Source organism: Sutterella sp., assembly GCF_030539355.1.
Taxonomy (GTDB): domain Bacteria; phylum Pseudomonadota; class Gammaproteobacteria; order Burkholderiales; family Burkholderiaceae_F; genus Sutterella.
In genome coordinates this window covers 1-14,646 of the sequence record NZ_JAUNSF010000026.1, presented here as the reverse complement: position 1 = coordinate 14,646, position 14,646 = coordinate 1, and the positions used below count along the sequence as shown (strand labels likewise).

Sequence of the window (14,646 nt, the reverse complement as noted above, 5' to 3'; positions counted from 1 at the left end):
GAAGGAATCAGTCCTTCTTGTCTTCCTCGACCTCCGGGAGCTTGCCGCCGCAGAAGGCGCAGAAGAGCGCCTTGCGGTTGCCCGCGGGCGAGCCGCACGCCGGGCAGCGGCGCGGGACGGGTCCGAGCTCGACGATGAGCTCGCCTTCCTCGACCGGAACCATGCGGCGGGTCTGCGCGAAGTCGGCGGTCTTGATCACGCGCTTGACGATGCCGTCGCACGGCGCGAGCACGGCCTTCTCCTGCTTCATGATCGACACGTTGAAGAGCTCCTGGCCCTTCTTGACGATGTCGCCGGCGGCGACGTGCACGATCCAGAGGTCGGCCTTGCGCGGGCTCGCCACTTCCATCGGGTTCGTCGGATCGGCCATCACGACGCCCTCGCGCTTCGAGGTGCCGGCCTCGAGCTTGACGTCGGTCTTGAGGATTTCGCTGTCGAGCGTGTAGCGCACGGTCGAGACGCCGTCCTCGTTGACCGCGTCGATCGAGAGGAGGTGGAGCTGGTGGGGTTTGCCGTCGGAGGTGTTGAAGTTCAAGACCGCGCCGGACTTCAAGCCCTCGAACCACACGTCGAGCGGAAGCGCGTTGGGGTCGCCGAACTTACGGCGGAATTCCATCGTCTTCAGCGCATCGGCCGGGTGGTTGAGGTAGATCACGAACTCCTCCTCGGTGGGCTCGCGCTTGAGGAGCTTCGTGAGCGCGGCGCGCTCGTCCTCGAGCTTCGCCGGCGCGAGGCTCACGAGGGGCGACACCTCGGTGCGGCTCGCAATGGCGTCACGCCACTTCGCCGGCCCGAAGGCGCTCTCGTAGACCCAGTCCTCGGGGAAGCCGAGCGGGAGCCTGCCGAACTTGCCGAGCAGGAGGTTGCGGAAGGCCTCGTTGCAGTCCGTGTAGATCGTGAGGCGCTCGGCCTTCTCGGCGTCGGTCAGGTCGGTCTTCTTCGTGCCCGCCATGCGGATCGCGGCGAGCAGGCGCTCGACCGCGGGCATGCCGCCTTTCTTGAAGGCGCCAGTGACGGCGAGGAAGGCCGTGTTCCAGGTGATCTGGGAGCCCGGCGTCACGTCGTGATAGCGCACGATCCTGCGCGTGCACTCGAGGTACTCGAGCATGAAGGGCAGCAGCTGGATGTAGCCATGCTTCACCGCGCCCTCCTGCGAGGACGAGGTAGCGCCGCCCGGCATCTGGTAGCGGGTCACCTCGTAGTCGACGCCCTGGAAGTAGGGCGAGCAGTAGCGGTCGAAGTACGGCATGAACTGCTTGGCGACGAAGTTGGCCTTCGAGATCGCCTCGCGGTTGATGAGGGTCTTCATGCCGAGCTCGTCCTCGAGGTAGGCCGCGAGCGAGAGCAGGTCGCCCTGGCCGTAGCTCCTCACCGAGGCGCCGAGACCCGCGTCGATGATCTCGCAGCCCGCCTGGGCGGCCGCGGCGCAGGCCGGGAGGAAGAGGCCGTCCGTGACATGGCGGTGATAGTGCAGCACGAGCTCGGGCCAGCGGGCCTTGAGCGAGCGGACGAGCGCCGTCATGAAGGCGGGCGAGCAGACGCCGGCCATGTCCTTCAAGCCCAGAATGAACTTCCTCGTCGCCTCGCGCTCGGGGATGCCCATGGTGTTGGCGACCATGGTCACGATCTGCTCGGCGCTCTTGACGCAGTAGCTCACGTCGAACCACGGGGCGCGCGAGAGCGCGATCGCGGGCTCGAAGATGCGGTCGGCGCGGGAGAGCACCACCTCGGCGATCGGCTGCATGTTGTCGGCTTCATTGAGGAAGTCGAAGCAGCGCACCACGTCGTAGTGCTCGCAGATCATCTCGCCCGTGAGGTGCATCAGGTTCCTCGGCTGGGGCGAGTAGCCGAGCACATTCGTCGAGCGGACGAGGAGCTGTTTGAGCGTCTTCGGCGCGAAGCGGTTCCACTCCTCGGCCTCCGAGAAGGGATAGGTCATGTTGGCGAGCATCGCCACATGGAAGTGCGCGCCGCCGCCGTTCTCGATCGAGAAGAGGCCGGCGTTGTCGAGGTAGGGGCCGACTAGGCGGTCCTCGGCGAGGCGCATGCGGTTGCCCGTGTTCGACTGCGTCATGTCGCGCGTCGTCGTGTCGGTGAAGTGCACGCGGCCCGTGTCGCGGATGTAGGAGAGGAGCGCCTCGCGGTCCCCCTGCGGGTAGGGCGAGGGCTCGCTGCGGGTGGCCTCCGTGAGCTCGGGCAGAACCGGCGAGAAGCGGCCGAGACGCGGCGTCGTCTTCGAGCGGTAGACGCCCAAGGACACGTACGGGTTGTAGCCCTTCGCGGAGATCTCGGCGACGAGGTTCGCGAGTCGCTCCTGCTCGGGCGCGAGGTCGGTGTACTTGAAGAGCTCAGGGTGCTCCTTCACGAACGTGGTCGTGACCTTGCCCTCGCGGAAGAGCGGGTCGTTGATGACGCGCCTCAGGAACGGGATCGTGGTCTTCGGGCCGCTCACCATGTACTCGCCGAGCGCTCGGTTCATGATGCCGAGCGTCTTGTGCCAGTCGCGGGCGTAGGTGATCAGCAGCGAACCCGCCGAGTCGTAGTTGGGCGGGAACTCGTAGCCCGCGCAGAGGTTCGAGTCAAGGCGCACGCCCGGGCCGCCCGGCGAGAGGTAGCGGGTGATGAGGCCCGAGTTCGGCGTGAAGCTGTCCTGCGGATCCTCGAGGTTCACGCGGACCTGCAGCGCATGGAAGGAGGGGCGCACGGTCTCCTCGGTGAAGCGCAGCGTCGAGCCGAAGGCGATGGCGATCATCTCCTCGACGAGGTCGACGCCGTAGCGGCTCTCGGTGATGCCGTGCTCGACCTGCAGACGCGTGTTCACCTCGATCATGTAGGGCGTGCCCTCGTCGGTGACGAGGAACTCCACGGTCGCGACCGAGCTGTAGCCCACGGCGGTGACAAGCTTGCGGGCGTAGTTCTTGAGGCGCTCGCGAAGCACCGGCGTCATGCCGGCCCAGGGCGACGGGGTCATCTCGAGGAGCTTCTGGTTGTTGCGCTGCACCGTGCAGTCGCGCTCGTCGAAGGCGAAGACATTGCCCCAGCGGTCGGCGATCACCTGGATCTCGATGTGGTGCACGCGCGGGAGGTACTTCTCGACGAAGAGGCGCGGGTTGCCGAAGGAGGCCTCGGCCATCGCGCTGGCCTTCTCGAAGGCGTCCTCGAGCTCCTCCTCGCTCTGCACGAGGAAGATGCCGCGGCCGCCGCCGCCGCCCTCGGCCTTGAGCATGATCGGCAGTCCGATCTCGCGGGCGATCGCGCGGGCCTGCGGGATGTCGACGGACTCGTCCGAGCCCGGCACCACGGGGATACCGAGCGAACGGGCGACGCGGCGTGCCTCGACCTTGTTGCCGAGCTGGTGCATGGCCTCGGCCGACGCGCCGATGAAGGTGATGCCGGCCTCCTCGCACAGACGCGGGAAGTTGTTGTCCTCGCTCGCGAAGCCCCAGCCCGGGTGGATCGCGACGCAGCCGCGCTCGCGCGCGAGTCGGATGATCTTCGGGAGATCCAGGTAGGCGCGGGGATCGGCGCCCAGCAGGATGAGTTCCTGTGCCGAGGCGGCCGCGGGCATCGCCTTGTCGATGTCGGTCGCGGTGACGGCGGCGATCGCCTCGAAGCGCTCGCGTATGGAGCGGCTGATGCGTCGTGCGGGAATGCCGCGGTTGGCCACGAGTATGACCTTGCCGCGCAGACTCTCACGGACCTCTTCAAAGGTGCGTTGCTGCATAAGGGGTTCCTCTTTTCAGTACGTGCGAATGGTTGTAATGGGAGGTTCTGGTCGGGCGGCGGGCCGCCGGCTCCTCTTCCGGTTCCCCGGACTCCGCTTCCGATGCGTGCCGGGGATTTCTCTGTCGGAAAGGGCTGCGGGAGAAAAGCGCCGCCTTCAAGGGAAAAAATTCTGTCTGCTCCTGGGAGCTTCTCCGCTCCTTCTCAGAGGCTTGCCCGCGCGAGGCTGCCGCGCGAGCAGGACGCTGTCCGCGCGTGTGTCTCGAGCACGACCTCGCCCTCGGCGGAGAGGCCGAGCAGCCGCCCCGTGAGGTCGGGGCTCCCCGGTCCCTCGGGCTCGGTGATCACGACCGTGTCGCCCTTCCAGAGGAGGCGCTCGGCGGCGATCATCTGCCAGGTCTCGGCGAGGTCGTCCGGGTCTTCGACGGAGATCCTGCGGGCCACGCGGGTCCAGAGCTTCATCGGATCGGTCTCGCGCGGGGCGTCGAACGCGTCGCTCCGGTCGGCGTCGGCGAGTCTGCCCGGCGGCAGAGCGGCGCCTTCGCGCAGCGTCCCGGTCTCCGGGGCCCAGGCGAGGTTGAGGCCGATCCCGGCGACGAGCAGTCCGTCGGTCTCCTCAAGGAGCACGCCGCCCGCCTTCATCGGGACGCCCGCTTTGACGACGACGATGTCGTTGGGCCACTTGAGCCGCACGTCATAGCCCGCGCGGGAGAGCTCGTCGGCGATGATCGCCGAGAGGGCGCCCGCGGAGGCCGTCGTGCGCCAGACCCCCGTGAGCGGGAGCCGGACCGCGGCGTGGATGTTCCCGGCGTGACTCTGCCAGGCGCGCCCGTACTGCCCCTTGCCTGCGGTCTGTTCGCCCGCGAGGATGGAGGCGTAGGGCTCGAGCGTTCCGGCCGCGAAACGTTCGCGGGCGACCAGGAACACCGAGTCGGTGCGCGCGATGTAGTCCGGAGCCGGGGAGCTCGTTCTGTAGGAGTCCTGAAGCATGATGTTCGGGGAGACAGCGCGTTTTGATTGAGGGAAGGGGCCGAATTCTCAGGTTAACAGCCTCGGCGGCCGGGAACGGCCCCCGCCCGCGGCGAGGACGCCCTCTTCTGAGATTGTTTTGAGCCGCCTCGGTGCGCATTAGCAGAAAAGCCCATGAGATGAAATGCTTAGTCTCCTTTGAGCGTCAGGCCCGGGTCCTGCGGCCCCTTCCCTGGTCGTTGTTGGACAGGTCCTCCGGCACCCGGGGGAAATTTCTGCAGAATCGGCCGTGATGCAGAAGGAAATTTCCGCGAAAATCCGGGTGCGGTTCGGGAAGTTCCGTGTATTTCCTAGGGAAATCCCTGCGAGGCCGTGAAAGTTACCCGCTGAGGACACGAAAATTACGTCAATTTTGCAGTAACCCCGCGTCGCCTAGGCAGAACTGTGTAGAAAACGGGGGTCGGATGGGTAAAACCACTATTGCCGTCAGCCCGAATGAGGGGCATCATTCACCCCACGCCGAACGCAGTTTTCCTGAAGTGCCTTCGGCGTTTCCTTAGAACTCAACGGTCTCAGATTTCCATTTCGGAGTTTTCGCAAATGCGCGCCTCACACTTCCACACTGCCTCCGGTCCTCAGGGATCCCGGGCCGCGCGCGTTTCGCATCTCGACCACCGACTTAGCCGGTTCGTACACCTTAGGGTGGAGAACGGCAGCCTGGGCTAGGAAAGCTTGATTCCGGCCCGCCCCGAAATAAAGCGGCCGTTCTCCCGCCTCCGCCCCGCAAGGGTCCCGTCAGCAGGGCTTCCCGGAAGTCCTCGAGGGAGCGGCTCCGATGAGTTTCTTCACCTTCCTCGCATGGGAAGGCCTCAGAGCGCAAAGCCCCCGTCCCCCTGACCAGGCGCCCCTGCAGAGGTCCGTTTCAAGTGCACGGACCCGACCCGGATTCAGACCATGAGGGTCCTCCCGAAGGGGGATCCTGACACCCGAAAAAAAATTTTCTCGCCATCAGGGACTTTCTCACCATGTACCGCGATTTCTTCAACGCCATCACCCGCCGCGAATTCGTCTCCCTCTGCGCCGCCGCCGCGGCCGCCACCGCCGTCGGCATGCCGCGCGGCGTCTGGGCCGCCGAGCCCGAGCGCAAGGCGGTCACCATCGCCGTGGGCGGCAAGAACCTCTACTACTACCTGCCGATGGCCCTTGCCGACTGGATGGGCTTCTACAAGGAAGAGGGGCTCGACGTGAAGGTCGTTGACTTTCAGGGCGGCTCCAAGTCCCTGCAGGCCGTCGTGGGCGGCTCGGCCGACGTCGTCTCCGGCGCCTTCGAGCACACGCTGATGATGCAGACGAAGCGCCAGCGCATGACCGCCTTCGCGCTTCAGGACCGCGCTCCGCAGTGCGTCTTCGTGATGAACAAGGCGACGATGGGCAACGAGATGGATCCCGCGAAGCTCAAGGGCAAGCGCATCGGCGTCTCCGCCCCGGGGTCGTCCACGCACGTCATCGTGAACTTCGTGATGCAGCGCGCCGGCGTCAAGCCCAATGAATTCTCCGTGATCGGCGTCGGCACCGGCGCGGGCGCGGTCGCCGCCATCCGCGCGGGTCAGATCGACGCCATGGTCTGCCTCGACCCGGTGATCACGCAGCTGACGCGTGACAACGCCATCTCGATCGTCACCGACACCCGCGTGATCGAGGAGTCGGACGCCCTCTACGGCGGCCCGATGGTGGGTGGCTGCCTCTACGCCCCCGAGGTCTTCGTCAAGGAGAACCCCGAGACGTGCCAGCGCCTCACGAACGCCCTGATCCGCTCGCTCAAGATGATCGAGAAGGTCTCGCCCGAGGAGCTGATGAAGCATGTCCCGAAGGCCGCCTTCCTCGGCAACCCCGGCCTCTACGCCGACTGCTTCCTCAACAACCGCCGCTCGATGTCGACCGACGGCCGCTTCCCGCAGGGCTGCGTCGAGACGGCCGCGAAGGCTCTCGCCAGCGTGACGCCGAAGCTCGCCGAGTTCCAGTTCGACGCGGCCGCGTGCTTCACCAACAAGTTCGCCGACGCGTCGCCCCAGAACGCGTAAGCACTCACGGGCCTTGAGCCCCGCTCAAAGGGCGCCTTCCGAAAACAGGGAGGCGTCCTTCCCGTCCGAAGAAACATAACGAACGGACGGGGAACAAAGAAAAAGAAAACAACCCCAGGGAAAGAAACAACATGTCCTCCGACATTGCCTCAGCACAGACGGGCGCCCCCGCGCTCGAGTTCCAGAACCTTGCCTGCCGCTTCGAAGTCCCGGGCGGCACGTACACCGCCACCGAAGGCGTCTCCTTCACGATCGGAGACGGCGAGTTCGTGAGCGTCGTGGGCCCGACGGGCTGCGGCAAGTCCACCCTTCTGAACGCGGCCGCGGGGCTTCTCAAGCCCGCCGAGGGCCGTGTGCTGGTGTTCGGCGAGGAGCTCCACGGGCTCAACCGCCGTGCGGGCTACATGTTCCAGGCCGAGAGCCTGATGCCCTGGGCCACCGCGCTCGAGAACGTCACGATGAGCCTCAGGTTCCGCGGCATGTCCGACGCAGAGGCCAATGAAATGGGCCGCGCGTGGTTGAAGCGCGTCGGTCTCGAGAAATTCCCCAATCGCTATCCCCATGAGCTCTCGGGCGGCATGCGCAAGCGCGTCGCCATGGCGCAGACGCTGATCGCCGACCCCGACATCCTCCTCATGGACGAATCCTTCTCGGCGCTCGACATCCAGACGCGCCAGCTGATGGAAAACGAACTGCTCGATCTCTGGCAGGAAAAAAAGAAGGCCGTGCTCTTCATCACGCATGACCTCGACGAGGCCATCGCCCTCTCGGACCGCGTCGTCGTGATGTCCGCGGGCCCGGCCTCCCACCCGATCGGCGACTTCCCGATCACCCTGAGCCGTCCGCGCGACGTCGCTGAAATCCGCATGAAGCCCGAGTTCAACGACTGCCACAAGGCGATCTGGGGCGTGCTGCGCGACGAAGTTCTGAAGAGCTACGAAGAGCACCGCACGCACATCTGATCGAATCACACCGAAGCACCGAAACCAAGCAGTCAGAGAGAAAAGAGTCATGTCGAACCGCGCCAACAACAAGTTTCAGATCCGCATCTGGCAGTGGGGTCTTCTCGTCGCCATCTTCGTCTTCTGGTGGGCGATGACGAAGCCGGGCCTCGTGCCGACCTTCTTCTTCACCACCGACAGCCAGGCCGCCTTCTTCTTCGGCGAGCCGCTCGAGATCTTCGGGCGCATCAAGGAATGGTTCGTCGGGGGCGAGATCTACAGCCACCTCGCCGTCACGCTCTACGAGACCGTCATGGCCTTCGTGATCGGCACCGTGGCGGGCCTCGCCGTGGGCCTCTGGCTCGCGCTCTCGCCGATGGCCGCCGCCATCTGCGACCCCTTCATCAAGGGCCTCAACTCGATGCCCCGCGTGATCCTCGCCCCGATCTTCGCCGTGTGGTTCGGCCTCGGGCCGGCCTCGAAGATCGCCCTCGGCTTCACGCTCGTCTTCTTCATCGTGTTCTTCAACGTCTACCAGGGCGTGCGCGAGGTCAATCCGACGGTGCTCAACTCCGCCCGCATGCTCGGCGCCTCCTCGCAGCAGCTGCTGCGCCACGTGTACCTGCCCAGCGCCATGAGCTGGGTCTTCTCGAGCCTTCACACCTCGGTCGGCATGGCCTTCGTCGCGGCCGTGATCGGTGAGTACCTGGGCTCGGCCGAGGGCGTCGGCTATCTGATTCTGCAGGCCGAGAGCACGTTCGACATGAACACCGTCATGGCGGGCATTCTGGTGCTGACGTTCTTCGCCCTCGTCATCGACCGCCTTGTCACCGAGGCCGAGAAGCGCCTGATGCGCTGGCAGCCTCTCGCCGGCCGGTAATCAAAAAATCAAAGAATAAACACCGCAGTACAAGTTTCTTTCCCCTTGAAGCGGCGCGTCACCCAAAAGGTTTCGCGCCGCCTTTTTTTCGTCCGCGGGGAGGAGGTCACTTCCCCGACGTGAGCTGTCCGAGCGTCTCGTGGATGAGCGAGAGCCGCGCCTCGGGGTTTTCGTTGGCGCTCCTGATCTTCAGCTTCGCGGGACCGAGCATCTGTGCGTTCTTTTTCGACTGCAGGAAGCGGATGAGCGCGAGGGGCTCGATGTTCGGCTTCTCCGTGAAGGTGATGAGCATCGCCGAGGGGCCGGCGTCGATGCGGCGGATGCCGATCGCCTCGCACCGCATGCGGAGCTTGTGAATCTCGATGAGGCGCTTCGCGGCGTCGGGGAGCTTGCCGTAGCAGTCGACGAGCGCCTCGACGGAATTCTCTAGCGCGGCGCGGTCCTCGGCCGACGCGAAGGCCTTGTAGTAGGCGAGGCGCTGCGAGACGTCGGGAACGTAGGCGGAGGGCAGGAGCGCCGGCGCGTGCAGGTTGATGTCGGTCGTGAGCGCGAGCGGACCCTCGGGCGAGGGTGCCTCGCCGCGTTTCAAGGCCTTCACGGCCTGCGCGAGCATGCGGTTGTAGAGCTCGAAGCCCACCTCGGCGATCTCGCCGCTCTGACGTTCGCCGAGCACCTCGCCCGCGCCGCGGATCTCAAGGTCGTGCATGGCGAGGTAGAAGCCCGAGCCGAGGTCCTCGAGCTCCTGGATGGCCTCGAGGCGCATCTTCGCCTGCTTCGTGGCGGGGCCGTCCGGGGGCGTGAGGAGGTACGCGTAGGCCTGGTGGTGCGAGCGGCCGACGCGCCCTCGCAGCTGATGGAGCTGCGCGAGGCCGAGCTTGTCCGCGCGCTCGATGATGATGGTGTTCGCCGACGGGATGTCGATGCCCGTCTCGATGATGGTCGAGCAGAGGAGCAGGTTGAAGCGCTGCTGGTAGAACTCGCGCATCACGCGCTCGAGCTCGCGCTCGCTCATCTGGCCGTGCGCGACCCCGATGCGCGCCTCGGGGACGAGCTTGCCGAGCCGCAGGAGCGCGTTCTCCATCGTCTCAACTTCGTTGTGGAGGAAGTAGACCTGGCCGCCGCGCTTCAATTCGCGCAGGATGGCCTCGCGGATCGTCCCGTCCTGGTCGCCCCGCACGAAGGTCTTCACCGGGAGGCGGCGCTCCGGGGCGGTGGCGATCACGGAGAAGTCGCGGATGCCCTCAAGACTCATCGAGAGCGTGCGCGGGATCGGGGTGGCGGTGAGCGTGAGCACGTCCACCTCGGCGCGGATCTTTCTGAGGATCTCCTTCTGGCGGACGCCGAAGCGGTGCTCCTCGTCGATGATGACGAGGCCGAGGTTTTTGAAGTTCACCTTCTCGGAGAAGAGCTTGTGCGTGCCGATCACGATGTCGATCGTGCCCTCGGCGATGCCTTCGATGGCCTTCATCGTCTCGCGGCCCGTGCGGAAGCGCGAGAGCTCGGCGATCTGCACGGGCCAGTCGCGGAAGCGGTCGCGGAAGGTGGCGGCATGCTGCTCGGCGAGCAGCGTCGTCGGGCAGAGCACGGCGACCTGGCGGCCGTCCATGGCGGCGACGAACGCGGCGCGCAGCGCCACCTCGGTCTTGCCGAAGCCCACGTCGCCGCAGACGAGCCGGTCCATGGGCTTGCCGGAGGTCATGTCGGAGACGACGGCCTCGATCGCCTTGGCCTGGTCGGGCGTCTCATCGAAGGAAAAGCCCTGGCAGAAGGCCTGGTAGTCCGCGGGGCTGAGTTTGAACTTCAGGCCCTCGCGGGTCCTGCGGAGCGCATAGAGGTTGAGAAGGTCGGCCGCGGTGTCGCGCACCTCCTCGGCGGCCTTCCTGCGGGCCTTCTCCCAGTCGCCGCGCCCGAGCGCGTGGAGCGGCGCATGCTCGGGGTCCGCGCCCGCGTAGCGGGAGATCATCTGCAGGTTCGTGATGGGGACGTAGAGCTTCGCCTCGTTTTTGTACTCGATCTCGAGGAACTCCGCCTCGGCGCCGCCCGAGTCCATGCGCACGAGACCGCGGTAGCGGCCGATGCCGTGGTCGATGTGCACGACGGCGTCGCCGGTCTTGAGCTCGGCGATGTCGCGCACCATCATCTCGAGCGAGGAGGCGTGCCGCGCGCGGCGCAGGCGCTGCCGGCGCGGGCTCGACGCATAGAGCTCCGTCTCGGTGAGGATCACCACCTTTTCGTCGGATTCGACCGAGCCGGAATAGACCGGTGTCGCGGCGATGCCGAGCGGGGCCTCCGAACCGGCGAAGTCCTCCCAGCCGGCGAACTCGGTGAACTTCAGGTTCCCCGCGCGGAAGAGCTCCGACATCGTCTCGAGGCGCCCGGGCGAGGAGGCCGAGATGAGTGTGCGCCAGCCCCTCGCGCGCGTGGCCGCGGTGCGATCGAGGAGCTTCTCGACCGGGTTCTGGCTCTTGCGGTCCACCTGAACGTCCCTGAGGAAATTCCTCTGCTCCTCGTTCACGGGGCGCGCGAGCGTGAAGCGCGCGAACTCGCCGAGCTTCGTGAAGAACTCCTCGGGCGTCTGCCAGAGCTTCTCGGGGGGCAGCGCAGGGCGCTGCGGATCGCTGGCGAAGACCTTCGCGCGCGAGGCCATGTCGCGGCCGAAGCTCTTCAAGGCCTGCTCGGTGTCGCCGAGGAGGAAGACCCGCGTGTCGGCGGGCAGGTAGTCGGCGAGCACGGCGGTCTCGTCGAAGAAGAGCGGCAGGTAGTACTCGATGCCGGGCGAGAGGATGCCCTTCTCGATGTCCGAGTAGACGAGGCTCTTCTTCGGGTCGCCCGTGAAGACCGTGCGCCAGCGCTGCCGGAAGGCGAGGCGCGCGTCCGGATCCACCGGAAACTCGTGGCCCGGGAGAATGCGGATTTCCTTCACGTCCTCCATCGAGCGCTGCGTCTCCACGTCAAACCAGCGGATCGTCTCGATCTCGTTGTCGAAGAGGTCGAGGCGGAAGGGGCGCTCCGAGCCCATCGGGAAGACGTCCACGATGCTGCCGCGCACGGCGAACTCGCCCGCGGCGAGAACCTGCTTCACGGCGGCGTAGCCCGCGCGCGCCAGATGTTCCTTGAGGGTCTCGATCGAGATCTCCTCGCCGACGCGGAAGAAGAAGGTGCTCGCGCCCACGTAGCTCACGGGAGCGAGGCGCTGCGAGGCCGTGATGGCGCTGGCGAGCAGCACGTCGGCGCCGCCCGAGGCGGCCGTGAGCCGGTAGAGCGTCTCTAGGCGCTCGGAGACGAGCTCCTCCTGGGGCGAGAGCACGTCGTAGGGAAGCGTCTCCCAGTCGGGAAGCGGCCGGACGCTGAGCCCGGGCACGAACCACGTCATCTCCTCCCTGAGCCTCGGCACGTCGGCCGGGTCCGCGCAGATGACGAGCACCCGCTGCCCCTTCTCCTTCAACTCAAGGGCGGCGAGGGCGAGCGCTCGGGCGTCACTCGCCTCCGCGGAGAGGGACACGCGGTAGCGGTCTCCCTCCTTCACACGGGCGAGGTCTTCGGAAAAGGGCGCGGGACGGGTGGTCATGACGGCAGGTATTTCAAGAAGTGCGGACGCCGAAAACCGCCCGGGCCGGCGGCCGGGGCGGTGCGGGTGAAACTGCGGCGCTTCGCGGGCCCCTCGGGGCTCCGGGCGCGCTGGGTCATTCTGCCACAGGAACTGGGACGGTTCACCGGGGCATGCAAAACGCCGTACATAACAAAATTTGTACGGGACATAAAAACGCCCGGAAGCGCTCCGGAATGCCGGGAACCCGTGCGGGGACAGGGCCGGGAAATATGTATGGTTTTTCGCGTAATTTATAAAGACCATACATATTGTGATTGCGTTGATATTAATGAATTTTCACGATTTAAAGTGCTTAGATTTCATGACATCGGGCAATACAAGTTCGCGAAAAAGAGGGCTCAGAGCGGACATAGGCGAAGAATGCGTTCCACAGAGAGACCGACGGGCACCGCGGAAGCGGACCGGAAAGCCCCGGAGGCGCCGCCGGTCATCCGAATTCATCAACATCAGGCAGCGCGTCGCTGCCGACAAAAGGAGCAGAAAACAAATGCCGTCCACCGCCATCGACAGCCAGATCCACGGTTGCATGTTCTCGACCGACGAGATGCGCGAGATCTTCAGTGACAAGTCCTGGGCGCAGAAATGGCTCGACACCGAGGCCGCCCTCGCCAAGGCGCAGGCCGAGCTCGGCGTCATCCCGCAGCACAAGGCCGACCTCATCAACGAGTACGCCCGCGCCGAGCTCCTCGACATCCCGTCGATCGGCGAGTTCTACAAGTCCTCGATCACCATCGTCCCGCTGCTCAAGGCCTTCAAGAAGGTCCTCCCCGAGAACGCCGGCGAGTTCGTTCACTGGGGCGCCACGAGCCAGGACATCGTCGACACCGGCATCGTCCTTCTCCAACGCGACGCCTACAAGGTGATCCTGCGCGACATGGAGCTCTGCCTCGAGTACTGCCTCGACCTCGCGAAGAAGTACCGCAACGTCTGCATGGCCGGCCGCACGCACGTCGTCCACGCCATCCCCATCACCTTCGGCTACAAGGCCGCCGTCTGGGCCGATGAACTCGGCCGCGACATCGAGCGCCTGAAGGAAATGGCTCCCCGCGTCTTCGTGGGCGAAATGGCCGGCGCCGTCGGCACGCTCGCCTCGCAGCCCGAGAAGGGCCTCGAGACCCAGAAGCGCATGTTCGAGATCCTCGGCCTCGGCGTTCCGACGATCGCCTGGCACGTGGCCCGTGACAGCCAGGCCGAGTTCGTGAGCGTCCTCGCCCTCTGCGCCGGCACCCTCGGCCGCATCAACCACGAGATCCTCACGCTGCAGCGCACCGAGATCCTCGAGCTCGAGGAGCCGTTCTTCATGGGCAAGGTGGGCTCGTCCACGATGCCGCACAAGCGCAACCCGGCCGTCCTTGAGAACGTCCTCGCGCTCTGCCGCAACGTCCGCAGCATCGCCCCGTCGATCGTCGAGACGATGGTGAGCGAGAACGAGCGTGACTGGGGCTGCTTCCTCTCGGAGTGGGAGGCCATCCCGCGCGCCTGCCACATGCTCGGCTGCGCCCTCGAGAAGTCGAAGAACATCCTGAAGAACCTCATCGTCTACCCGAAGCACATGGAGCGCAACCTCTTCGCGCAGAAGGGCCTGATGATGTCCGAGTGCGTGATGATGCACCTCGCCCGCAAGCTCGGCCGCCTCACCGCCCACGAGATCGTCTACAAGGGCTGCATGGAAGCCTACGAGAAGGAGATCCCGCTCAAGGACGTCCTCATGCGCACCCCGGCCGTCGTCGAGGCCTTCACCGAGGAAGAGGTCGACCTCATGCTCAACCCGCACAGCTACATCGGCCTCGCGCCCGAGTTCGCTGACCGCGTGATCGAGAAGTGGTCGAAGTAATCCGACACGCCTGAGGCGGAGAAGCCCTCCGCCTCCACCGAACGGGGTTCCGGCCGCAGGAGCATCGGCGCGGAACCCCGGAATCTATTGAATTCCACGGGCCGGCGGGCCCGTCCGCTCCACCCCGAGTGAGGGGCGGACAGGGTCGTTTTGCCTCCAGATTCCCGCCTGAGCCCGCTTTATTTTCCGCTGCCACCCAAAATGGACAAGACCAAACTCATTCGCTGGGCCGTTCCGGCGGCCCTGCTGGTCATCATCTGGCTCTGCCCCGTTCCCGAAGGCCTCAAGCCCGAGGCCTGGCACATGTTCGCGATCTTCGTCGCGACCATCGCCGGCATCCTCGCCTCCCCCGTCGCCTCCGGCGCGCTGATGTTCATCGCGCTCGCCTTCACCTACTTCACCAACACCCTGCCTCTCGGTGACGTTCTGAAGGGCTTCTCGTCCGGCACCGTCTGGATGATCTTCTCGGCCTACGTGCTCTCGCTCGGCTTCGTGCAGTCGGGCCTCGGCCGCCGCATCGCCTACCGCGCGCTCTCGCTCTTCGGCGGGTCGTCCTTCCTGTCTTTGACAGCTTAAAGTCGAAAAAATTCTTATAGATCAGGTCGTTA

The 14,646-nt window shown here is 65.8% G+C and carries 8 protein-coding genes; 5 read left to right on the top strand and 3 right to left on the bottom strand.

Annotated elements, in window-relative coordinates; all coding sequences use genetic code 11:
* Window positions 1-7: 7 nt before the first annotated feature.
* Together Q4F91_RS05960 and Q4F91_RS05955 are read right to left on the bottom strand one after the other, a co-directional pair.
* The gene (locus Q4F91_RS05960; RefSeq protein WP_303335664.1) at window positions 8-3,724 is read right to left on the bottom strand and encodes a pyruvate carboxylase; all 3,717 of its coding nucleotides are present in this window, start codon (window positions 3,722-3,724) and stop codon (window positions 8-10) included.
* Between the two features lie 203 nt (window positions 3,725-3,927).
* Window positions 3,928-4,713 carry a biotin--[acetyl-CoA-carboxylase] ligase gene (locus Q4F91_RS05955; protein ID WP_303335661.1) on the bottom strand — a complete coding sequence of 262 codons (786 nt, stop codon included), beginning with the start codon at window positions 4,711-4,713 and terminating at the stop codon, window positions 3,928-3,930.
* Between the two features lie 1,004 nt (window positions 4,714-5,717).
* Here Q4F91_RS05955 and Q4F91_RS05950 point away from each other — a divergent pair.
* The 3 genes from Q4F91_RS05950 (at window position 5,718) to Q4F91_RS05940 (ending at window position 8,594) form a co-directional block, all read left to right on the top strand.
* Entirely contained in the window at window positions 5,718-6,773 is a 1,056-nt protein-coding gene (locus Q4F91_RS05950; protein ID WP_303335659.1) for an ABC transporter substrate-binding protein, read from the top strand.
* 131 nt (window positions 6,774-6,904) lie between these two features.
* The gene (locus Q4F91_RS05945) at window positions 6,905-7,735 is read left to right on the top strand and encodes an ABC transporter ATP-binding protein (protein WP_303335657.1); all 831 of its coding nucleotides are present in this window, start codon (window positions 6,905-6,907) and stop codon (window positions 7,733-7,735) included.
* Between the two features lie 49 nt (window positions 7,736-7,784).
* Window positions 7,785-8,594 (top strand): ABC transporter permease, encoded by an 810-nt coding sequence (locus Q4F91_RS05940; RefSeq protein ID WP_303335654.1) that lies wholly within the window; start codon window positions 7,785-7,787, stop codon window positions 8,592-8,594.
* A 106-nt stretch (window positions 8,595-8,700) separates the two neighbouring features.
* On the opposite strand, the gene mfd is transcribed toward Q4F91_RS05940, so the two are convergent.
* Window positions 8,701-12,162 (bottom strand): transcription-repair coupling factor, encoded by a 3,462-nt coding sequence (gene mfd / locus Q4F91_RS05935; RefSeq protein WP_303335651.1) that lies wholly within the window; start codon window positions 12,160-12,162, stop codon window positions 8,701-8,703.
* A gap of 529 nt (window positions 12,163-12,691) precedes the next feature.
* On the opposite strand from mfd, the gene purB reads away from it, so the two are divergent.
* Both purB and Q4F91_RS05925 read left to right on the top strand, forming a co-directional pair.
* Window positions 12,692-14,038 carry an adenylosuccinate lyase gene (gene purB / locus Q4F91_RS05930; RefSeq protein ID WP_303335649.1) on the top strand — a complete coding sequence of 449 codons (1,347 nt, stop codon included), beginning with the start codon at window positions 12,692-12,694 and terminating at the stop codon, window positions 14,036-14,038.
* A gap of 201 nt (window positions 14,039-14,239) precedes the next feature.
* On the top strand, window positions 14,240-14,614 hold the full coding sequence (locus Q4F91_RS05925) for an anion permease (RefSeq protein ID WP_303335646.1): 375 nt from the start codon (window positions 14,240-14,242) through the stop codon (window positions 14,612-14,614).
* Window positions 14,615-14,646 lie beyond the last annotated feature (32 nt).